Annotated in this window: 17 protein-coding genes; 12 read left to right on the forward strand and 5 right to left on the reverse strand. The window is 45.4% G+C overall.

Annotation, left to right across the window (positions count from 1 at the left end):
• Window positions 1–99: 99 nt before the first annotated feature.
• Both NST38_RS04475 and NST38_RS04480 read left to right on the forward strand, forming a co-directional pair.
• Window positions 100–2,235 (forward strand): glycosyltransferase family 39 protein, encoded by a 2,136-nt coding sequence (locus NST38_RS04475; RefSeq protein ID WP_256720177.1) that lies wholly within the window; start codon window positions 100–102, stop codon window positions 2,233–2,235.
• 405 nt (window positions 2,236–2,640) lie between these two features.
• The gene (locus NST38_RS04480; RefSeq protein WP_076253749.1) at window positions 2,641–3,627 is read left to right on the forward strand and encodes a phosphotransferase enzyme family protein; all 987 of its coding nucleotides are present in this window, start codon (window positions 2,641–2,643) and stop codon (window positions 3,625–3,627) included.
• Window positions 3,628–3,755: 128 nt separating this feature from the next.
• Here the strand turns inward: NST38_RS04480 and NST38_RS04485 are convergent, their stop codons facing one another.
• Together NST38_RS04485 and NST38_RS04490 are read right to left on the reverse strand one after the other, a co-directional pair.
• Window positions 3,756–5,996: an S-layer homology domain-containing protein gene (locus NST38_RS04485; protein ID WP_076253748.1), complete on the reverse strand. Its 2,241-nt coding sequence runs from the start codon at window positions 5,994–5,996 to the stop codon at window positions 3,756–3,758.
• A 236-nt stretch (window positions 5,997–6,232) separates the two neighbouring features.
• Window positions 6,233–6,799 carry a hypothetical protein gene (locus NST38_RS04490; RefSeq protein WP_341343820.1) on the reverse strand — a complete coding sequence of 189 codons (567 nt, stop codon included), beginning with the start codon at window positions 6,797–6,799 and terminating at the stop codon, window positions 6,233–6,235.
• Window positions 6,800–7,174: 375 nt separating this feature from the next.
• On the opposite strand from NST38_RS04490, the gene NST38_RS04495 reads away from it, so the two are divergent.
• The 4 genes from NST38_RS04495 to NST38_RS04510 are packed head-to-tail and all read left to right on the forward strand — an operon-like array spanning window position 7,175 to window position 8,562.
• The gene (locus tag NST38_RS04495) at window positions 7,175–7,501 is read left to right on the forward strand and encodes a GyrI-like domain-containing protein (protein WP_256720176.1); all 327 of its coding nucleotides are present in this window, start codon (window positions 7,175–7,177) and stop codon (window positions 7,499–7,501) included.
• Entirely contained in the window at window positions 7,474–7,650 is a 177-nt protein-coding gene (locus NST38_RS04500; protein ID WP_256720175.1) for a GyrI-like domain-containing protein, read from the forward strand. Before NST38_RS04495 ends, NST38_RS04500 begins: the two co-directional genes overlap by 28 nt.
• A gap of 25 nt (window positions 7,651–7,675) precedes the next feature.
• Entirely contained in the window at window positions 7,676–8,125 is a 450-nt protein-coding gene (locus NST38_RS04505; protein ID WP_076253746.1) for a hypothetical protein, read from the forward strand.
• Window positions 8,122–8,562, forward strand: coding sequence for a hypothetical protein (locus tag NST38_RS04510; protein WP_076253745.1), 441 nt, complete (start codon window positions 8,122–8,124; stop codon window positions 8,560–8,562). Before NST38_RS04505 ends, NST38_RS04510 begins: the two co-directional genes overlap by 4 nt.
• A gap of 114 nt (window positions 8,563–8,676) precedes the next feature.
• On the opposite strand, the gene NST38_RS04515 is transcribed toward NST38_RS04510, so the two are convergent.
• On the reverse strand, window positions 8,677–9,081 hold the full coding sequence (locus NST38_RS04515) for a CBS domain-containing protein (protein ID WP_036605969.1): 405 nt from the start codon (window positions 9,079–9,081) through the stop codon (window positions 8,677–8,679).
• Window positions 9,082–9,258: 177 nt separating this feature from the next.
• Between NST38_RS04515 and pbp4 the strand changes: the two genes are divergently transcribed.
• On the forward strand, window positions 9,259–11,352 hold the full coding sequence (gene pbp4 / locus NST38_RS04520) for a penicillin-binding protein PBP4(5) (protein ID WP_076253744.1): 2,094 nt from the start codon (window positions 9,259–9,261) through the stop codon (window positions 11,350–11,352).
• A gap of 110 nt (window positions 11,353–11,462) precedes the next feature.
• Here the strand turns inward: pbp4 and NST38_RS04525 are convergent, their stop codons facing one another.
• Window positions 11,463–12,218 (reverse strand): class I SAM-dependent methyltransferase, encoded by a 756-nt coding sequence (locus NST38_RS04525; protein WP_076253743.1) that lies wholly within the window; start codon window positions 12,216–12,218, stop codon window positions 11,463–11,465.
• 278 nt (window positions 12,219–12,496) lie between these two features.
• On the opposite strand from NST38_RS04525, the gene NST38_RS04530 reads away from it, so the two are divergent.
• The 5 genes from NST38_RS04530 (at window position 12,497) to NST38_RS04550 (ending at window position 17,511) form a co-directional block, all read left to right on the forward strand.
• Window positions 12,497–12,913 (forward strand): VOC family protein, encoded by a 417-nt coding sequence (locus tag NST38_RS04530; protein ID WP_076253846.1) that lies wholly within the window; start codon window positions 12,497–12,499, stop codon window positions 12,911–12,913.
• A gap of 286 nt (window positions 12,914–13,199) precedes the next feature.
• On the forward strand, window positions 13,200–14,375 hold the full coding sequence (locus NST38_RS04535; protein WP_179087944.1) for an FxLYD domain-containing protein: 1,176 nt from the start codon (window positions 13,200–13,202) through the stop codon (window positions 14,373–14,375).
• A 14-nt stretch (window positions 14,376–14,389) separates the two neighbouring features.
• A complete protein-coding gene (locus tag NST38_RS04540) occupies window positions 14,390–15,538 on the forward strand; it encodes a S1C family serine protease (protein WP_076253741.1) in 1,149 nt (382 codons plus the stop codon).
• 120 nt (window positions 15,539–15,658) lie between these two features.
• Window positions 15,659–16,258 carry a TetR/AcrR family transcriptional regulator gene (locus tag NST38_RS04545; RefSeq protein ID WP_076253845.1) on the forward strand — a complete coding sequence of 200 codons (600 nt, stop codon included), beginning with the start codon at window positions 15,659–15,661 and terminating at the stop codon, window positions 16,256–16,258.
• A 32-nt stretch (window positions 16,259–16,290) separates the two neighbouring features.
• Window positions 16,291–17,511, forward strand: coding sequence for an MFS transporter (locus tag NST38_RS04550; protein WP_036605966.1), 1,221 nt, complete (start codon window positions 16,291–16,293; stop codon window positions 17,509–17,511).
• A 101-nt stretch (window positions 17,512–17,612) separates the two neighbouring features.
• Here the strand turns inward: NST38_RS04550 and NST38_RS04555 are convergent, their stop codons facing one another.
• Window positions 17,613–19,022 (reverse strand): glycoside hydrolase family 1 protein, encoded by a 1,410-nt coding sequence (locus NST38_RS04555; protein WP_076253740.1) that lies wholly within the window; start codon window positions 19,020–19,022, stop codon window positions 17,613–17,615.
• Window positions 19,023–19,054 lie beyond the last annotated feature (32 nt).

Below are 19,054 nucleotides of genomic sequence, written 5' to 3' on the forward strand. Positions count from 1 at the left end.
TGATCCGCACCGATCGCAAGCGTTACTCCTTTTCAGCGATTTTTCAGCCAGAGCCATTATAATACTCACGGAATCCTGTAATCGAAAAGGAGTTTTTGCATGTCTAAGGTGCTGCATAAGTCGTTTTATCTCATTTTGCTCGTGTTTGTTGCGGTGTTTATTGCTTCGTCCTTGTTGGTTCGGGCACAGTACAACTACGCCTTGTATGGGGACAATCCCATTTTGAGCTTGCAGCAGTGGAGTATTTTTCTCCCGGTCATTCTTTTGCTTCTTGGTTCAGGTGTTGGGTTATATGCTCTATGTCTGAAGCTGAACAAATACAGTCCGAAGGTTGTCATTCCGATTGTGCTGTTATGTTCTCTGGTCATTCAGATCATCATCATTTTTGTATTTCCGAGAGTGCCCACTGATGATTCACAGACCGTTCTCTCACTCGCCATGAACATGCTGTATGACCAAGATTACTCTTCGTTTGAAACGGGTGGTTATCTGTACATGTTCCCGTTTAACTACTCGATCGTCTTGTACCTGAAGACATTGCTGTACCTGTTTCCGGACAACTATCTGGTCATCAAACTATTTAATATTTTGTTTTCAACGTTAACAACGTTCATGATTTATCTTATTTATAAACAAGTGAATGACAGATCCACGGAACGTGATTACGGTGTGTTGATCTTTGCAGTGACGTACCTGCCTTCCCTATTCCTGAACAACCTGATCTATAACGATGTGATTGCCACAGCATTTCTGACATCTTGTTTATACTTTGTTATTCGTTTTGTACGTGAAAAGTCTTGGAAAACCATCGTCATTGCCGCCGTTTTTCTCGCGATGGGCAATTACTTCCGAAGCATTGGCGTGATCGTGCTAATCGCTGCCATCATATATATTTTGCTGAATTTGCGGAGCATCGGAGCGAAGAAAGTTGTGATTTCCATCGGTGTGCTAGCTATGTTGTTTAATGTACCAACCTGGACTCAGAATGCGGTTCTTCAATCCTCCGGTGCTGTGAGCGACCCTGTCGGAGAGAATGCTGCACCGGTCTATATGTGGCTGAATATGGGGATTAATCTGGAGCGTTTTGGCTTCTGGGATAATACGGAAAGTTATCAGATCTATCAGAGGCAGGCTAACTACAGTAAGGCAGAGAGCGCAGTATTATTCAAACAAGAGATCAGCAACAAGTTGTCTGAAGCAAGTGCAAGTGACTTGGTGCAGATGTATTACAAAAAGATTATATGGACCTGGACCGAAGGAACGTACCAGATGGACCGCTACGGAATCGGCAATGAAAGTTCCATGGGTGCCGGAAGAGGAAGGGGAGGCGGAATCGCAGGCTCCTACAGTTACACCAATGCGATAACAAAACTGTTACAAGGGGATTCGGCTTATCGGACAGGTTTGCTCTGGATCGTATATGTGATGAATTTCTTGATGTACTGTTTTATTTTCATCCGGTTGGTCGGTGGAATTCGTCGTAAACGGTATGATGAAGTCTCCTTAATCCTGGTCATTCTCGGATTCATCGGATTTTATATTCTGTGGGAGATTAAGTCCAGATACATCTACCCTGTATATCCGTTGTTGGTTGTGCTGTCCTATATGGGTTTCAAAGATACGTATGACTTCATATTCCATCGTAAAGGTACCTTGGAGAAATATTCCCTGAGAAAAGGTGATCATATGCGAAAAAATAAATATTTCACATCGGTTACAATACTCCTTTTGCTGGGGTGCTCGGTTATGCTTACGGCCTGTGATGTGATAACCGCCCAGAATATTACCAAGACCAGTTCTGTGCAAGGGATGAACGGTGGCGCTATGCCGAATGGTGGTGGCCTGGGCATGAATGGAGGAACACCGAGAGGTGGAAGGGGCACCCCGGACATGAATGATCGAACAGGCAGTCCTGGCATGACGCAGGGGATGATGAATGCCGACATTACTGGTAGAGTCATCTCCGTGAATGGAAACACAGTTACGCTGGCGTTACTTGAGGTGCAGGATACCTCATCTCCAAGCATGGAGTGGAAGGATACCGGAATGGAGATGAAATTGAATATAAGTGATGATGTTGTTATCACTGAAGGTATGGGGACGCCGGGCTCGGGCAATTCCAGCTCACGTGCGAATTCGTCCATTCAAGTGTCTGATCTTCAAAAAGAAAACATCGTGATGGTGTGGTATAAGGACAACACCGAGGCGGTGGAACGGGTGAGGGTTGTCCAGTAAAAAATGATGGGATTATCGTCATTTTGTAATTGCTTACATTTGGCTTATCGGCTATTATGGTAACAACTGGTTTTTTGAAGGGAGTGAGCGTCATGAAACGACGGTCTAAGATGGTATGTTCTATTACTACAATGAAGGTAAGCATAAACTGAATAATTCCGGCAGACCATTCAGATGCAGGGTGAAAACATCCAGTTTCCCAGTCCGATCTGAGATCTGCCGATATATAGGGATATAACTGCTCATTTTTTCTGGCGTATGCGAGGTTTATTTGCTTGTGCAAATTTCTCATACACTCAGAATTTTTAAAAGCCGCAGGCATAGCCTGCGGCTTTTTGCGCGCAAAAATAGGCATTCGTTGCCTACAAGCAATGCACATAAAACGATCAAAAAGGAGAACTGCCCATGTTAAAATTAAAATATTTATTTCAACATAATGATCTTGCCGAGATGATTTTAAAGAATTGGAACTATGATCCCGAGTCGCTGAATATGTTTCAGTATTATCGCATATCCTCCAATGCCGTGTATCCGTTCAGAGATCAGGGGGAAGTGAGAGTGCTTCGTTTTGCCCCGGTAGAGGAGAAAAATCAAGTCAACCTTAGCGCGGAATTGGAGTTCCTGCGTTATCTTCAAACGAATCATTATGGAGCCATGGAGGCGGTACCTTCCCATTCAGGGACAGAACTCATAGAGGCTCACACCCCATGGGGAACGTACTATGCTTCCGTATTCAAGCGAGTCCCCGGATCGCAGTTAGGAAGCATTGATTTGAATGACTCCATCCTGTACAGCTATGGTCAGGCGTTAGGTGAGCTACATCATCTATCGCGCGCATTCATGCCTGAGCAAAAGGAGAAACGCTGGACCTATACAGATGTTTTGAATTGGATGCAGGAGATCCTGAAGGGTTTTCCTGGTGAAAGGGCTGCTCTGAACGAGGTGGAGTTTCTCCGAACGTATTTTGCGACTTTACCGATGACCCAGCAAAATATCGGTCTCATCCACTACGATTTTGAACTGGACAATGTTTTCTATGACGAAGGTAGCCAGTCTTGTTATGCCATTGATTTTGATGATTCGATGTATCACTGGTACGCAATGGACGTGGAACAGAGTCTGGATAGTTTACGTGAGGAGATCGAGTCTGAACAATGGGAGCAGAAGAAACAATTGTTCCTGAACGGGTACTGGTCCGAGGCAGGAGAACGTTATGATCTGGAGAGTATGTTCCCCGCTTGTCGCCGTTTTGCCAACTTGTACGGTTATGTGCGTATGCTTCGATCTGTTGCAGAGCAGTGGTCACATGAGCCAGAGTGGATGAGCGGACTAAGAGCGAGGTTAACGAGGATAATGACAGAAAAGGCAGAGCAATTCGGTCATCCGCTTTAATTTCTAGTGCAGCCGATGCTTCTCCAATTCCATAAAAATATGTCATGTTCACACCAGAAATAATATGTTTCGAGAAAAAAAACCAGCTGGGAATTCCATGTAGAATTCCTAAGCTGGTTTTTTACATGTTACTCCGTATAATCACTTATCGCAGTTCGCCCCGCCTCTACACTGATCCAGTAGGAATAATCTTCGCGCACGTCCACATAGAGGTTAAGTTCCTTCGCATCAAGGTTACTTACCGTTAATTTGAAATTGCCATAGGCATCTGTTGTAACCTGTTGCGTCTGGATGTGCTCTACAGCAGGCGAAGGACCATGGATTTTGATCGGCATCGTCTGGTTGGCATACGCCGGGAACGTACCTTGAAGGACCAGTGTGTGATCGGAAGAATATACTGCTTTCATGGTCTGATCCGGTAGTCCGCCGTTCTTTTCATTCTCGGTAGCTTCAGTGGCATTCTTTGGCCTGCTCCATAGTTCGAAGCCTTTTTCCTTCAGGTTCTGGAGAAAAACAACGGCCTCTGCCCGGGTCAAGGATTCTTGTCCCGCATAACCTTGCACCGTAGCTGTGGTTTTGCCTGAAGAGTATCCCATGTTCAGCAGATACCGGATGGCATCGTCGTCCTGGGTATAATTTTTACCGCCAAGCCCCGCCACGATAACGGCTACTTCTGTTCGGTTCAAGGCACGATTGCGCAGCTTCGGCTTCTGTTTGCTGGCATCCAGTTTCAGATTCAACGCGGAAGCATAGGTGTAGTAACGATCACTCCAGATGTTTTCTTTGATAGCTTGTCCCTCTGCAGCATCTATGCTCTGAATGACATGGGAATTCGCATACAGCTTGAACAACATAGAGAGGAATTCGGCTTCACTCACCTGATTGTTGGGTTTGAACGTTCCATCCTCGTATCCACTGACCATCTCCTGTTGAACGGCCCATTGAATGGCATCTTTCGCCCAATGTGTGCGGATATCAGTTAATTGGGGAATTCCCGTTACCGTAACAGAGACAACAGCTTCTTTCCCTTCAAAACGAATCCGAATTTCGGCTTTACCAGCCTGAAGTCCAATGATTTTTCCATCCTTGATGGCAATGCGATCTGACGTCGTGGTGAAGGAAACGTTAGACTGTGGAACATAGGATGTTCCGTTATCATTCACGGCAGTGATTGAAGGCAGATCAATCTGTTCTCCTGCTCGGACTTTCAGGTTTGGTTGTCCTGGCGTTATGCGGGTAAGAGTTGTATCTTGAACACCGTCCACATGGAAGAAACGTGTGGAGTATGAGATTTCCGCTGCTGTACCGTTTTTCTTTTGCAGACCTGTAATTCGAATGTTGAACGTATCGCCGTTTTTTAACAATTGCACATCGTCGGGACGGAATATGATGGCGTAACCATATCCATATCCACCTGTCTCTACATTGAAATAGGCTTGATTAAACCATTGTTTATCCGCAGGGTCCACGTTGTAATAACCGGTTGGAAAGCCACTGTTCTGATTCTTTGCATTAAAGGTCCATGTACGTTGATCGGAAGTCCGAGTCATCTCGACCTGTACCTCAGATAGTGATGGTTTCGCAAATACATCTGTATTCAGTTGAACAGACCAGGCCTGTGTGCTGCCAAAAGCTTCGATTGGAAATGCGCCCTGATTCGGGAACAGGCTGTAGTTGAACGAAGTTCCCCCAGTTCTGCTTTTATCAAATACCTGCATGGCACTATAGTACTGATCATATGTCTTGCCTGCTTCACTACGAGTGGCGAGTCCAAATCCGATTCGTTGCAGTTGTGGACTCAAAATCCAGCGCCGATGACCGAGTCGATCAATATTGGAGGCGTCTGAATCATTCATGTAGGCCTGTATGCTTTTTGTCAGGACGTTATTCTTTGCACTGCTGGTAACGTACAGATTGGAGCTGCTGGCAGACTTTGAACCGGTGTCAAAGAAATCCTTTGGCATATCTCCTGGCTGTTTTGGAGAATGGGACAGGTATCCGCCCGTGGAGACCACAACAGCCCCATGCTGGGCTTGACGATTCAATTCCGGATCAAGGACAAGATCGCCCTGTAGCCCCGTGATAAAACGATAAAAGTTGGCTGCATTCAGCCCTTGTTCCAGATAGGCGTCACTTACCACACCAGCAGAGTAGGGAGCACTTGTCGAAGGTGTCTTTGTATACAGGGGAGATGTATCATTGCCATTCATCCACTGATTCCACTTTTGGACAATCTCCTGCTGACTTCGCTCAGGTAACAAACTGTCGACCTGTTCCGCATGTGCCGCTTGAGCACCCCATAACAGAAACAGCAAACCTGCCAAGGGCAGAGTGAACAGTGAATGTATTTTATTTTTCCGGTAAACCATGTTTCCAACCCCTCTCATATCTGAACGTACGAAGAACATATGCATGTTCAGCATTATGGTATATTCATCGACATTACAGCTGGTTTTGCTTAGGACCAGGCATGAGAGCATAAGGCCGAGCATGTGAAGGAGGATGTTTAAATTAGGGAGTTGGTGGTTCATTTGTTAAAAAAAGAGCACAGGCCACCCCGCTGATTGGGGACTGCTTATGCTCTTTCTACATATGTATCTACTTTTTAGTCGAGACTCAGGTCGAAATCAGGCTCACACATATAATCTAATGGGTACAGATCATCTCGTGCCGAGATTAATGCACGGAAATGAAGATCCCTGATACCGTGCTCAGTTACGCTTTCATCTGAGCGATTGGAGACAAGTTCAGCTACCACAAAAACGTCTTCTGCGATGTTACATTTAAAAAGAACATTTTTCGGATGAATGACTTCCTCCAGGTAACTGTACGTCATCACGTGAAATGTTTGTCCGCGCCAGTTTGTCTTGATCACTTTATAGGACTTTGTGCGAACCAGATCCAGATAACGTTCCAGCTGGAACGTATGCTCGAATTGCGTAATATAACCTTTTTTATCTACATCAATCGTAAATTCGACATCATAGCTCACATGCATTTCATCTTTATAAGTTCCGTTCATAACCTTCATGTTGTCAAAGTGTGATCCGAATTCCGGATCTTCTACATAGGGAATGGTAACGAGTTCGGGGTCAACATATTCTGTGATCTTACTGTTACTGGAAGGTGGGGTGTAATACTTCGATGGCTGAAGATCAATCGATCCAATCATGCTTCCAGGAAAACCGGGGCTGCAAGTTATTCGCATAGTCATCTCCTTAGTTGTTGGTCAGTAGTTAGACGAACGACTAGGGAGAAAGTTGCACCAGAATAAGGAAATGAAGGACGGGAAGAACCCAGTATGTCTATCTCCCAACATCGAGCAGGAACGAATGGTAGGTAAATATTCTTTTAAGTCATGAATCGCACGTCTACTTCTGTTCCTGCTACTTTCATATGACCAGTAGCACCGGCGCTATTTCCAATCGTTCTGCTCTTTTGATAAAGTATCTGTAGGACATAACGGAGATACATATCAACTATGAGACAACATGAATGGGTCATGGAGAACCGTGCCCCGTATCGCTCTCGGAGAGGAGTCCATCTAATGAATGTGAATGATAATGTGATCGAACAACAGTCCCTTACCTTTGTGGGCATCAAACGAACGTTCTCTTGTGTGGGTGGAGAGAATTTAAGAGAAATTCCTAAGATGTGGCAGGATGCTTTGGCAGACGGCATTGAGGAACGTTTAAACGGGTTCAATAACGGAGCTATTCCCGGTCTGGTGGGCATCTGTGTAGATCAGAGAGAGCTGAAGGATAATCAAATGGAGTATTGGATTGCTACCTCTTACTCAGGTGAAGTGCCTGAAGGTTTGGTGTCCATCGAACTTCCTGCGTCCGATTGGGTCGTATTGAAGCTGATGAACTAGAGCCGGAAGCGATACAACGGTTGTGGCACTATATTATGACAGAGTGGTTTCCTTCCACTTCATATCAGCATGCAGGGATTCCAGAACTTGAAGTGTACAAAGGTGATGGCACACCTCCCCAAGTCTGGATACCTGTAAAATCTGTGTGAGCAAAATTGAATTAGGAGGTCTGCGATGTTATCCAATAAAGTGATTGATCATTGCCAGGAGCAAGGCTGGTGGCATGAAGATGTTCCAGCAGCCTACGAAGAAGCATTGCGGAAGCTTGGAATTGATCTTCAATCGGGTTTTGCACAATTTTATTTACATGCAGAGGATGGACCAACTTTCTACAGCAGGCATCAGGAGTTGTATCAGATCTGCTGGTTTATGGAGAACACCGTATATATGGAAGACATGGATGTAGCACAGCTTACACTGGGACTTCCCGAGGCGTATATTCCACTGGACAGTTTCGAAGGTGAAGGTGGATTTTTCTACAACCGTCAGACGGGAGAAGTGGTACTGGTGGAACTGGGTGAATCGATTGAACGGTTTCTTAATGGCGAGAGTGAGCCGCAGTGGGCTGATTTCAATGCTTTTCTGGAGTGGTATTTCGTTCTGGAGGAGGAGACGGTGCAATGAAAGATCTGACACCGGAACATGCCGAACTGGAGCGACAAATTGTAGAAACGGTAGAAGCCGGTAATGTGCTGGATGAGACGCAACAACATGAACAAGCACTTATCTATTATGATCAGGCATGGGGCATGTTGCCCGAGCCGAAGATGGAATGGGAGATTGCAAGCTGGATCGCATCCTGTCATGCGAATGCACATATCGATCTGAAGCAGTATGGACTGGCCAAGCCGTGGGCTGAGATATCGTTAAGTACGCGGAGTTCGGATAGAAGTACGAGTCCGTTGATCGATCTCGGCATGATCTGCATGAGACTTGAACAGCATGACGAGGCGTATTCGTATTTGCATCAGGCGTATGAGTTCGGCAGAGAGCGTGCATTTCAGGGAAGTCCGAGGGACGTGTTGAGTTATTACATTGAAGAGCGGGCTAAGCGTAACTAGAATGATTCCGACCAGACCATGAAACAAAAAGGGTACCCCGGTTTGGCCAAAACATGACCACAGGAGTACCCTTTCGAGTTGAATATTCGTTTATTACAGGATGTTTGACTTCATTTAATCCGAAATGTTACGCGTATAGTATTCAATAATATCCTTACGACGGATAATACCGAGGAAGACACGATCGACATCCACCACGGGCACAAAATTTTGGTCTGCTGCAAGTGTCAGCATATCCTCCATTTCAGCCTCAATGAATACACATTCATTATATACCCGATTGTTAATCTCATGGACCTGAACCTGATCCATCGTATCAAAAGTCAATCCGGGTGTATTTCGCATTTTCCATAACAAATCGCCTTCGGACAGGGTCGCAACATATTTTCCATCCTGGTCAATCACGGGAACGGCGGTGTAGTGTTGCGATTCCAATTGCTCAATAGCATCTTTCATGGAAGCGGTAGACTTGATATAGGCCACTTCGGCTTTGGGGAGTAAAAAATAGCTGATTTCCATCATCGGGCTCCTTTTCAGCCTTTTGCATAGCAAAAAAGCTTTAGTATGTAATCTCACTCTCCTTATTTAAACATATTATGTGAGCTTTCGGCTATTTTTAATGATAAATTCGTCAGATTTGTTTCATTGTTTAATTGGCTCTGGAAATCTATAGTGTATATTAGAGGTGATGTAACCATGAAATCCAAACGTAAATTAATGTACGGACTGCTGCCCATCTTATTTGCAGGTGGAATCGGAATGTATCTATACATGCAGAATAACAATAACAAAGAAGCAGAAGCCAAGCCCCAGACCACCGTGAATCAGTACATAGAGCATCTGCAGAAAAAAGAGTTTGACCAGTTGTACACCTTGATGACACCTGCTTCGTTGCAAGAGTCGGGCATGAACAAGGAACAATTTGTTGAGAAATACAATGCGATCTATTCGGGTATGGAAGTATCCACCGTCAAGGCGGAGGTTAAACCTGTGAAGGTTGACGAAACGGCTTCCGATGGCAGTAAGACCGATGCAGAGAAACAAAACCCGGATACATATGAGGTGGATTACAACCTGCAACTGACAACTTTTTTGGGAGAAGTCAGTGAGACGCATACATTGAAAATGGTCCGGCAGGAGCTTGAGGACGGGGGCAAAAACTGGCAAATTAACTGGCAGCCTTCACTGATCCTGAATGACATGGTTAAGGGCAGTAAGGTACGAGTGAGGACACTGTTCCCGGATCGTGGAGACATTGTGGATCGTGATGGTTTGCCGCTCGCTACCAAGGGGACGATGAATGAATGGGGCATTGTACCTGAGAAACTTGGTGATAACCCGGACCAGATGATTACCCGAATCGCGAGCCATTATCAGGTTTCGGAAGATGCCATTCAGAAGGCGCTTGCGCAGACATGGGTGAAGCCGGAGTATTTTGTCCCGATTGGTTCAACGGAGGAGTTTGACGTACCAGAATCTTTAAGCGGGGTTACGATGCAAAGCAAGGAAATCCGCTATTATCCACTCGGCAATGCGGCTGCGCACCTGATTGGTTACGTGCGCAAAGCCACCAAGGAAGATCTGGATAAGGATACGGAAGGATATTATCGCGCAGAAGATTGGATTGGCAAAGCGGGTTTGGAGCAGTCCATGGAGAAGCAGCTGCGTGGTGAACGTGGTGGTCTGATTGAAATCACGGATGAATCCGGTAACTCTCGTTCTGAGCTTATTCGCAAGGATGCTGTAGATGGACAGAATGTTCAGCTGACGATTAGCTCCAAACAGCAAAAGAAATTGTATCAGACTTTATCCAGTGGTGGAGACGCCGGTGCAATGGTTCTGATGAATCCGACGGACGGCAACCTGCTGGCGTTGGTCAGTGCGCCTTCCTATAACCCGAACAAGATGGTTACAGGACTTACTCAGGCAGAGTGGGATGCTTATTCGGCGAATGAGAAGCTTCCTTTTATCAACAGAGTCACTACCCGGTATGCACCAGGATCAACCTTCAAAGCGATTACAGCCGCAGCGGGACTGGTGGAGAAGGTGACCACAGCAGACAAAACCCATGATATCTCTGGCTTGCAATGGCGTAAAGACGATAGTTGGGGCGGTTATTATGTCAAGCGTGTGAAGAGTTTATCGCCGGTTAACATGGTCGATGCTCTGGTGTACTCGGACAATATTTACTTTGCCATGGAAGCGATCGAGATGGGCAGCGCCAAGTTTATTGATGGGATCCAGAAATTTGGTTTTGGCGATAACTTTGGACTGGATGAACTGTATCTGAAGCCAAGCCAATATGCCAACGAAGCACATCTGGATCTGTCGTCTGAGGTGTTACTCGCTGATACGTCCTACGGGCAAGGGGAGATGTTAATGTCCCCGATTCATCTGGCGTCGTCATTTACACCTTTTATTAATGAAGGGAAGCTGGTGAAACCTGTTCTGATCGAGGGAAAAGAAAGCACTGACCCTGAGGTAATTATTACTCCGGAAGCCGCAAATACGGTCAAGGATGCTTTGGGAGAAGTTGTTTCCCGGCAGGGAGGCACCGCCCATACCTTGAATTCAATTCCTGGGGGGCTCGCGGGCAAGACGGGAACAGCGGAACTGAAAGCGAAGAAGGGAGAGAAGGGTCAGGAAAACGGATTTTTCGTAGTGTTTGATACCGACTCTCCGACCTTCCTGTTATCCGCTGTAATTGAAGAGGTGAACGGCCGAGGTGGAAGCCACTATGTCGTGGATAAATTAAAGCCTTTTTTGGAAAAGTTGGAGATTACGCAGTAAACCCGATTTAATATAGCCTCGCAAGCATAATAAAAGACCCGGTCACCATGTTATGGTTCTCACATGTGACCGGGTCTTTTTTAGTTTCATTTTATTCAATATGGGACCATTTATTTCCTTGCAGTGATCATGAAGCGTGCCGAGTTGGTACGAATGCCCTTCTCGTCGTGATGTTCATTCACAAACTGCTGGAATCGCTCGAAGTCAGTGTCTACCTTTCCGAAATCAGGAATGATGGGTGCATGGGTTAGGAGAAACATCAAATCTTCAGGTGTAGCGTAATGCTCCACCACATTATATTCACGGGCCTGAATGTCACGGAAACCTGCTATTTGAAGTTCATGCTTGTATCGTTCCATCAATGTGCCAGGTTGAATGCCAAAACTTTGGCCACGGCCAAAAGCTACTGAAAGATTGGATTTATCATGTTCGCTGACCTGCTGGGTTAGAAATATCCCACCCTGAGCAAGAACCCTAAATACTTCTGAAGCAGAGAATCCGGAGTGTCTGGAAGATACCACATTAAAGAAGCAATCTGGAAAATGCAGTTTTTCTGCGTCCATATGAAGAAAGCGTACATTGGAATGACCGCCCGTAGACTGAAGATTATGCTGTGCGGTCTCAATCATTCCTTGAGCGAGATCAATTCCCACCAGCAATAAAGTTTCTTCCGCAATGGACAGAATGGCTTCTCCACCACCTGTTCCAATATCCAGCAACAGATCGGACGATCGCGTATGGCGGACAACTTCCTCATAGAAGTTCCATCCGATGTTCTCCGAGACAACGTTCATGGAGCTGAAGTTCCAGCCATTCGTCCGGCCTACGCGTTCATAAAAGTCAGCGTAATCTATTTTGTTTTTCATTTTCATATTCCTCCAATGTGAGTTTGTTTGAATAGGACAAGAGCGTTGTGCCAAATCGTTCTAATGTAAATGGTCGAATAGGATCAAATGGACAGACGTGTACCTTGATAGCTGGTACGCGTTTTGACCCAGCCCGACGACTAATTACTTCGAACAATACGGAGCAACATCCGTGTCACCTCACAAGTTGGAATGTCTCCATTATATTCAATTGACAGCGTATACGCGAGGTGTTATTTTGAGGTGGAATGTATTCTATGAGTTCGAGGTGATCGATGGTGGCTATTCGTGCTAAGCAGATCTTTGTCAATTTACCTGTTCAAGATTTGAAGAAATCCGTTGAGTTTTTTACTAAGGTGGGATTTGAGTTTGACACCAATTTTACGGACGAGTCTGCTACTTGTATGATCATCGGGGAAAATATTTACGCCATGCTTCTGGTGGAGGAACGTTTCCAATCCTTCATTTCGAAAAAAATCTCCAATGCCGCCGATACAACCGAAGTCATCGTTGCCCTGTCTGTAGATAGCCGTGAGCAGGTAGATGTGATTGTACAAGCTGCCCTCGATGCAGGAGGGAAGCCATCCAACGAACCACAGGATCACGGATTTATGTACGGATGGAGTTTTCAGGATCTGGATGATCACCTGTGGGAAGTTTCCTATATGGATCTCAGCGCTTTTCCTTCGGAGTGATAAAATGAAAATAACTAGAACCTTCCTAAATTAATAGGAAGGTTCTTTTGCATCCAGTATGACTCGTTTAAACATGAGATCTACAGAACATATGGTGTAATATTCCTTTTTACTATATGATAAATATCGATTCATGTTGGTTTTTTTTAGCAATTGATGCGATAGGCTAACCCAGGAAAAGCGAAGTATACATATGTTCTTAAGTGGAGGGATCAGGGTGTATTGTCATGTATGTGGGACCAAAAACAGTCCGGCGGATAACACGTGCAGAAAGTGTAGTACCAAATTGAAAGAACCAAGCTCTACAGAGGAACAGATCTGGGCAGAAACAGCCATAGACATGGATAAAGGAACGCAAAAAGCAATTGATTCGTTGTCCCGTCAACAACAACCTGCTTCCAAACAGGGAAATACGGGTCAAGGCCTTGCATTTAGCTGGATTATTCCCATACTTCTGGCAGTAGTTGTCGGAGCTTTGCTAACGTATTATTACAAGCAGGAAACAGGTATAAATGCAGAGGTTAAATCACTGCACCAACAGGCGGAACGGGCTGCACTAGAGGGGAAATATAAAGAGGCTCTCCAACTGCTAGACAGCGCTCTAACGAAACGACCGAACTATGATGCACTTATACAGGATCGGCAAATTACGGCGAAGGCGTTCAACTTGATGAATCAGCTGGATGAGGCATCCACAAGTCTGAAGACAGGAAAGCTGTCCGCAGGAGACAAGACCATTCAGGCTGTAGCCAAAGCGTTGATGGAGCGGGAAGAACCTGTTTTTTCCAAAGTGCGTGCCGCATTAAACAACAGAAAGGTAACGCTAGCCGTATTGAAGGTGAAAAAGGAAATCGACAGTTTGACAACAATTGAGGCACTAGCCGAGAAGTTGGACACCCTATCCAACTTGAAAGGCAAGGAAGCTGAGACAGTAGAGAAGCAAATTGTCGACAAGCTCGCAAGCATAAGTTATAAAGAGGCGGAACAGCAAGTAAAGCAAAAGAATTTCACAATTGCGTTACAAACGGTCGACCAGGGATTGTCCTATGCGCCGGAAAATGAAAAACTGACTTCGTATCGTGAACGGGTGCTCAGTGAAAAAAAGTCATTTGAAAAAGCGGAAGCGGATCGCATTCAACTGGCGGAGCAACAGGCTGCAGAAGAAGATCTGATGAATCGAACGGCGGCAGTAAGTGTCGTGAACGTTGATGCGACGCTTGATATGTACGGGGATCTTTATATTAGCGGTTCATTGATCAATAATGCAACTCGTCCGATCTCTTCCATTACAGTATTGATTGATATTTATAATATAGATGGTATATACCTGGGCCAAACTTATGCAGATGTGTATCCAAGCTGGCTGGATGTGGGGGAAGAAGGTTTTTTTGAAACCTATTATTATGGTGTGTACGAGGAAGCGGAAATCTCTGTTGTGAATGCAACGTGGTATCTCGAATAGGAGGACAGGTTGGAATGACCAAACGAACATGGAGTACGATCATATCCAGTGCTATTATCATTGGTGCTGGAGCAGGAGGCGTGTTCTGGATACACCAGCATTCAGCAGATCAGTTGCAGGATGGGCCCAGACTGGCAGTTGTTGCCGCGAAGGAAACGGAAAATGCGGCAGCGACGACTGCCTCCAAGCAACCTGTGAAGAAGACACGTAAACAGATTATAGAAGAAAGCCAGAAGAAAGTTGTAACGATCGAGAGTAGTAGCGGATTGGGCTCTGGCTTTCTCTACAATGATCTGGGAGATGTCGTGACCAATGCACATGTGGTGGAGGGGGCGAATGAAGTAACTATTCGGACCTTGAACCATGAGGAATATAAGGGGACGGTTATTGGTATTGGGAATGAAACAGACGTAGCTGTAGTCAGGGTTCCTGATTTGAAAAAAGTTAAGCCGTTAATCATCGCCAAATCCAAAGCTGAGACCGGAGACGAGATTCTGGCATTGGGTAGTCCACTTGGGCTAGAGAACACCGTAACAACCGGAATCATCAGTGGATTGGGGCGTAGCTTTGAAATAGCACCTTACATCTATAGTAACCTCTATCAGATCTCGGCACCAATAACCCATGGCAACAGTGGTGGACCACTCATTAGTGCGGAGACTGGTGAAGTGATCGGCATTAATTCGGCGGTCGTGGAGCAGGAGGGGGGAATAGGATTCAGCATCCCTATGACTAGTGTGCTCAAGCAGGTGCAGGCGTGGTCCAAAAATCCTTCTGGCACAACGTCGGTGCGGACGGTTGGAGATACTCACCTGGGTTCAGCCACTAAGACATTGCAAGCAGAAGGAATTGTAACGGACTTTTATACAAGCCTTAATCTGAGTGATTATGTCACCGCTTATGCACTGCTCGGAAGCGAGTGGCAGAGTGCTACAACATATGCCAAGTTCAGAGAAGGATATCTGAATACAAGTGAGGTGACCATCAGTGAGGTATCCTCAGTCAATAAAGGCGATGACGAGATGGAAGTGAAGGCAATGATTACAGCAAATGAACGCAAAGATGGGGAATATATAATATCGCAATATCGGGTCGAGTATCAGTTGGGTTATGAGAATGGTCAACTAAAAATATTGCATGGTAAAGGTAAAAAAGTGAAATGATTGTGGAGGGAGAGTGGGCATGCGTGCCAATTCTCCTTTTTCATTGCTTATATTGGGTGCATCTGTTAAAATACAGAACGAATGTTCAGTATGCATGGGACGGAGTGAAATGGAATGAGTATGAATAAAAAGCAACTTCAAACCGAGCAGACCAAGAAAAAACTTGCGGATGCTTCCAAAGCCCTTTTTGTACAAAAAGGTTATAAAGCAACGTCCATTGAGGATATTGTAGCTGCGACGGGCAGCAGCAAAGGCAATATATATTACCATTTTAAAAGTAAGGAAGGTCTGTTCCTCTATCTAATCGATGAGTGGGACCGGGAGTGGGAAGAGAGTTGGGCGGCCAAAGAACATCTCTATCGCACCTCCACGGAGAAAATTTATGGTTTGGCGGAACAACTCGTCATGGATGATATGAATCACCCGCTGACGAAGGCAGCTGATGAGTTCTTCACAGGGGAAAAGAAAGAAAATGATATTGAGGAGCGGATCTCCTTAATGTTTGAGCGGCATATTCAATTTAATAAACAAATGATAGAGCAAGGCATTGAGAGCGGTGAGTTCAAAGCAGACAATGTAGATAATCTCGCGCTCATATTGGAAAGTACCATTGTTGGCCTTAGTCAGATGTCACGGGGGATGGAGCCTGATCAGGCTCTTGCGTTATACCGCCAGGCCGCTAGTGTATTCTTGCACGGGATTGCAAAAGATAAAGCTTAAGCAACATTTTGACAACTACGGAGGATGGAATCATGGCATTACTAACACGGAACAGGGGCGCACTGCTGCTGTTAATGTTTAATATTTTTCTCGTTTTTACGGGTATTGGTCTGGTTGTACCGATCATGCCTGCGTATATGGATCTACTGCATATCACCGGATTCACGGTTGGATTGCTGGTAGCGGCATTTTCCTTCACCCAGTTTCTGTTCTCCCCGCTTGCGGGTCGTTGGTCGGATACATGGGGACGTAAAAAAATTATCGTTGGCGGCATGCTGATCTTTGCCGTATCCGAGTTTATGTTTGGTGCGGTCAATGCACCAGTCTTGCTCTTCGCAGCCCGGATGTTAGGCGGTATTGGTGCGGCGATGATCTTCCCGGCGGTTATGGCTTACACCGCAGATATTACAACAGAGGAAGAACGCGGCAAAGGTATGGGCTTGATTAATGCAGCGATTACAACCGGATTTATCATCGGTCCGGGAATTGGTGGATACATTGCGGACTTTGGCATTCGAATTCCATTCTACGCCGCTGGGGTTGCCGGTTTGCTGGCATCCATCATTACATTGATTATTTTGCCGGAATCTGCACGAAGTACAGGAGAACAAAGTAAACCTATCCCTGGTTTAACGAAGGTCAAAGCTCCGGGTATGGTATCCCAATTGCTGAATTCATACCGTGAACCGTACTTTTTCAGCTTGATTATTGTGTTTGTTATGGCATTTGGTCTGGCGAACTATGAGACGGTATTTTCACTATTTGTGGATCACAAGTTTGGCTTCACGACCAAAGACATTGCATTTATTATTACATTTGGTTCCATCGCAGGTGCGGTTGTGCAAGTATCCCTGATCGGTTGGTTGCTCAATCGATTTGGTGAAAAGATGGTCATTTCAGTCTGTCTGTTATTTGTAGCCGTATTTGTACTGTTGACCTTGTTTGTAAGTACGTACTGGATGATTCTCGTCGTAACGTTTATCGTCTTTCTGGGTATGGATATTTTACGTCCGGCGATCAGTACACAGATGTCCAAACTGGCACAAGAACAACAGGGCTTTGTGGCCGGACTGAACTCGGCGTATACCAGTTTGGGGAATATCGCAGGTCCAATCGTAGCTGGAGCGCTGTTCGATGTGAATATTAACTATCCTTATGTTTCGGCAGCTGCCGTTCTGGCGATCTGTTTCCTGTTATCCCTACGAGTACTCAGAGGGGCCAAAGCGGTAAAACAACCGAAGGCTGAAATGTAATTTTATAATTGGAAAATAAAGCTTCCATATCAATGCATCAACACCAAAAAAGTCGACTACACATGTTTCATGTGCAGTCGACTTTTTTATTAGTGCGTGTATTAACGAATTTCTCCATTCGTTTCAATCAGTTTTTGATACCAGTGGAAACTCTGTTTGCGGATACGTCTCAATTCCTTGATATCGAATTCCTCACGATCCACATAGATGAATCCATAACGTTTGCTCGACCCTTGATGTGTGCTGACCAGATCGATCGCAGACCAAGGGCAGAAGCCAAATACATCCACGCCGTCCGTAATCGCCAGTTGAATCTGTTCGATATGTTTATTGAAGAATTCAATACGATATGGATCGTTAACCACGTCGCCTTCCTCCAGTTTATCAAAGGCACCCAGACCATTTTCCGTAACAATCAATGGCAGGTGATAACGGGAGTAGATCTGGCGCAGGGTAGAGCGGAAGCCCACGGGATCAATTTCCCAGCCAAACTCCGTTTTTTGCAGATTGGGATTCACAGATCCTCTATATGCGCCCGGTTCACCTACGATTTCATGCTGGTCTCCTGTATGAGAGAAGTCATTGCCATCGTTCAGACTTTCACCAACTGTCTGGGAAGTGTAGTAGTTAAACGCAATAAAGTCAGGGTTTCCTTGAGCCAGGATGTCCATATCTCCGTCTTCAATGATGGGAGTATATCCTTTCTCTTCGAGATAACTCCAGGCAATATGATTATAACGTCCATATACCGCCATATCGAGATAGAGCCAGTTACGAATGGCAGCATAGTTATCAGCCGCGAGTGTGTCTTCTGGTTTGGAGCTCGCAGGGTAAATTACACCGATATTAGGAGCTGGGCCAATCTTGGCTTCAGGTAGCATTTCATGACACAGTACCATAGCTTTAGCTTGAGCAACCAGCATGTGGTGATTTTGCTGATACAGTGTTTTTTGCGGATCAACTAGCGTTGTATCCAGTGTGCCCAGAGAGCCAGGATGCAGGATTAGCATATTTTGTTCGTTGATGGTCAGCCAATATTTAACCCGATCTCCGTAGTTCTCATAAAGAGTCTTGGCATATTGTTCAAAAGCATCAATCGTTGCTCGGTTGGACCAGCCGCCTTTTTCTTCAAGCGCATAAGGAAGATCGAAGTGGTACATCGTCACAATGGGCTCAATACCGTATTTAATTAACTCATTAATGAGGGAATCGTAAAAGGCGAGGCCCTTCGGATTCACTTCACCTGCTCCTTGCGGATAGATGCGTGTCCATGCGATGGAGAAGCGGTAGGCTTTGAAGCCCATTTCGGCGAGCAACGCCACATCTTCTTTGTACATATGATAGTGATCACTGGTTACCTTGAAGTCGGTTACGCCTTCCACATGATTCCCCATGTCGATGACAGAAGGGCCTTTACCATCTTCATTCCAGGCTCCCTCAATCTGATAGGCAGAGGTTGAACCTCCCCAGAAAAAATCTTTAGGAAATGGTTTCAGTTGAGTATGTTTCATGGTTAGTTCCTCCTAAATTGAATTCGTATAAG

This window comes from Paenibacillus sp. FSL H8-0104 (genome assembly GCF_038050215.1).
GTDB lineage: Bacteria > Bacillota > Bacilli > Paenibacillales > Paenibacillaceae > Paenibacillus > Paenibacillus amylolyticus.

Excerpts from the sequence above, each read along its gene's own strand:
- NST38_RS04505 (WP_076253746.1), top strand. The coding sequence starts at position 7,676 with ATGTTATCCAATAAAGTGATTGATCATTGCCAGGAGCAAGGCTGGTGG.
- NST38_RS04545 (WP_076253845.1), top strand. The coding sequence starts at position 15,659 with ATGAATAAAAAGCAACTTCAAACCGAGCAGACCAAGAAAAAACTTGCG.
- NST38_RS04515 (WP_036605969.1), bottom strand. The coding sequence starts at position 9,081 with ATGGAAATCAGCTATTTTTTACTCCCCAAAGCCGAAGTGGCCTATATC.
- NST38_RS04525 (WP_076253743.1), bottom strand. The coding sequence starts at position 12,218 with ATGAAAAACAAAATAGATTACGCTGACTTTTATGAACGCGTAGGCCGG.
- NST38_RS04490 (WP_341343820.1), bottom strand. The coding sequence starts at position 6,799 with ATGATTGGATCGATTGATCTTCAGCCATCGAAGTATTACACCCCACCT.
- NST38_RS04485 (WP_076253748.1), bottom strand. The coding sequence starts at position 5,996 with ATGGTTTACCGGAAAAATAAAATACATTCACTGTTCACTCTGCCCTTG.
- pbp4 (WP_076253744.1), top strand. The coding sequence starts at position 9,259 with ATGAAATCCAAACGTAAATTAATGTACGGACTGCTGCCCATCTTATTT.
- NST38_RS04495 (WP_256720176.1), top strand. The coding sequence starts at position 7,175 with ATGAATGTGAATGATAATGTGATCGAACAACAGTCCCTTACCTTTGTG.
- NST38_RS04540 (WP_076253741.1), top strand. The coding sequence starts at position 14,390 with ATGACCAAACGAACATGGAGTACGATCATATCCAGTGCTATTATCATT.
- NST38_RS04510 (WP_076253745.1), top strand. The coding sequence starts at position 8,122 with ATGAAAGATCTGACACCGGAACATGCCGAACTGGAGCGACAAATTGTA.
- NST38_RS04555 (WP_076253740.1), bottom strand. The coding sequence starts at position 19,022 with ATGAAACATACTCAACTGAAACCATTTCCTAAAGATTTTTTCTGGGGA.
- NST38_RS04550 (WP_036605966.1), top strand. The coding sequence starts at position 16,291 with ATGGCATTACTAACACGGAACAGGGGCGCACTGCTGCTGTTAATGTTT.
- NST38_RS04480 (WP_076253749.1), top strand. The coding sequence starts at position 2,641 with ATGTTAAAATTAAAATATTTATTTCAACATAATGATCTTGCCGAGATG.
- NST38_RS04475 (WP_256720177.1), top strand. The coding sequence starts at position 100 with ATGTCTAAGGTGCTGCATAAGTCGTTTTATCTCATTTTGCTCGTGTTT.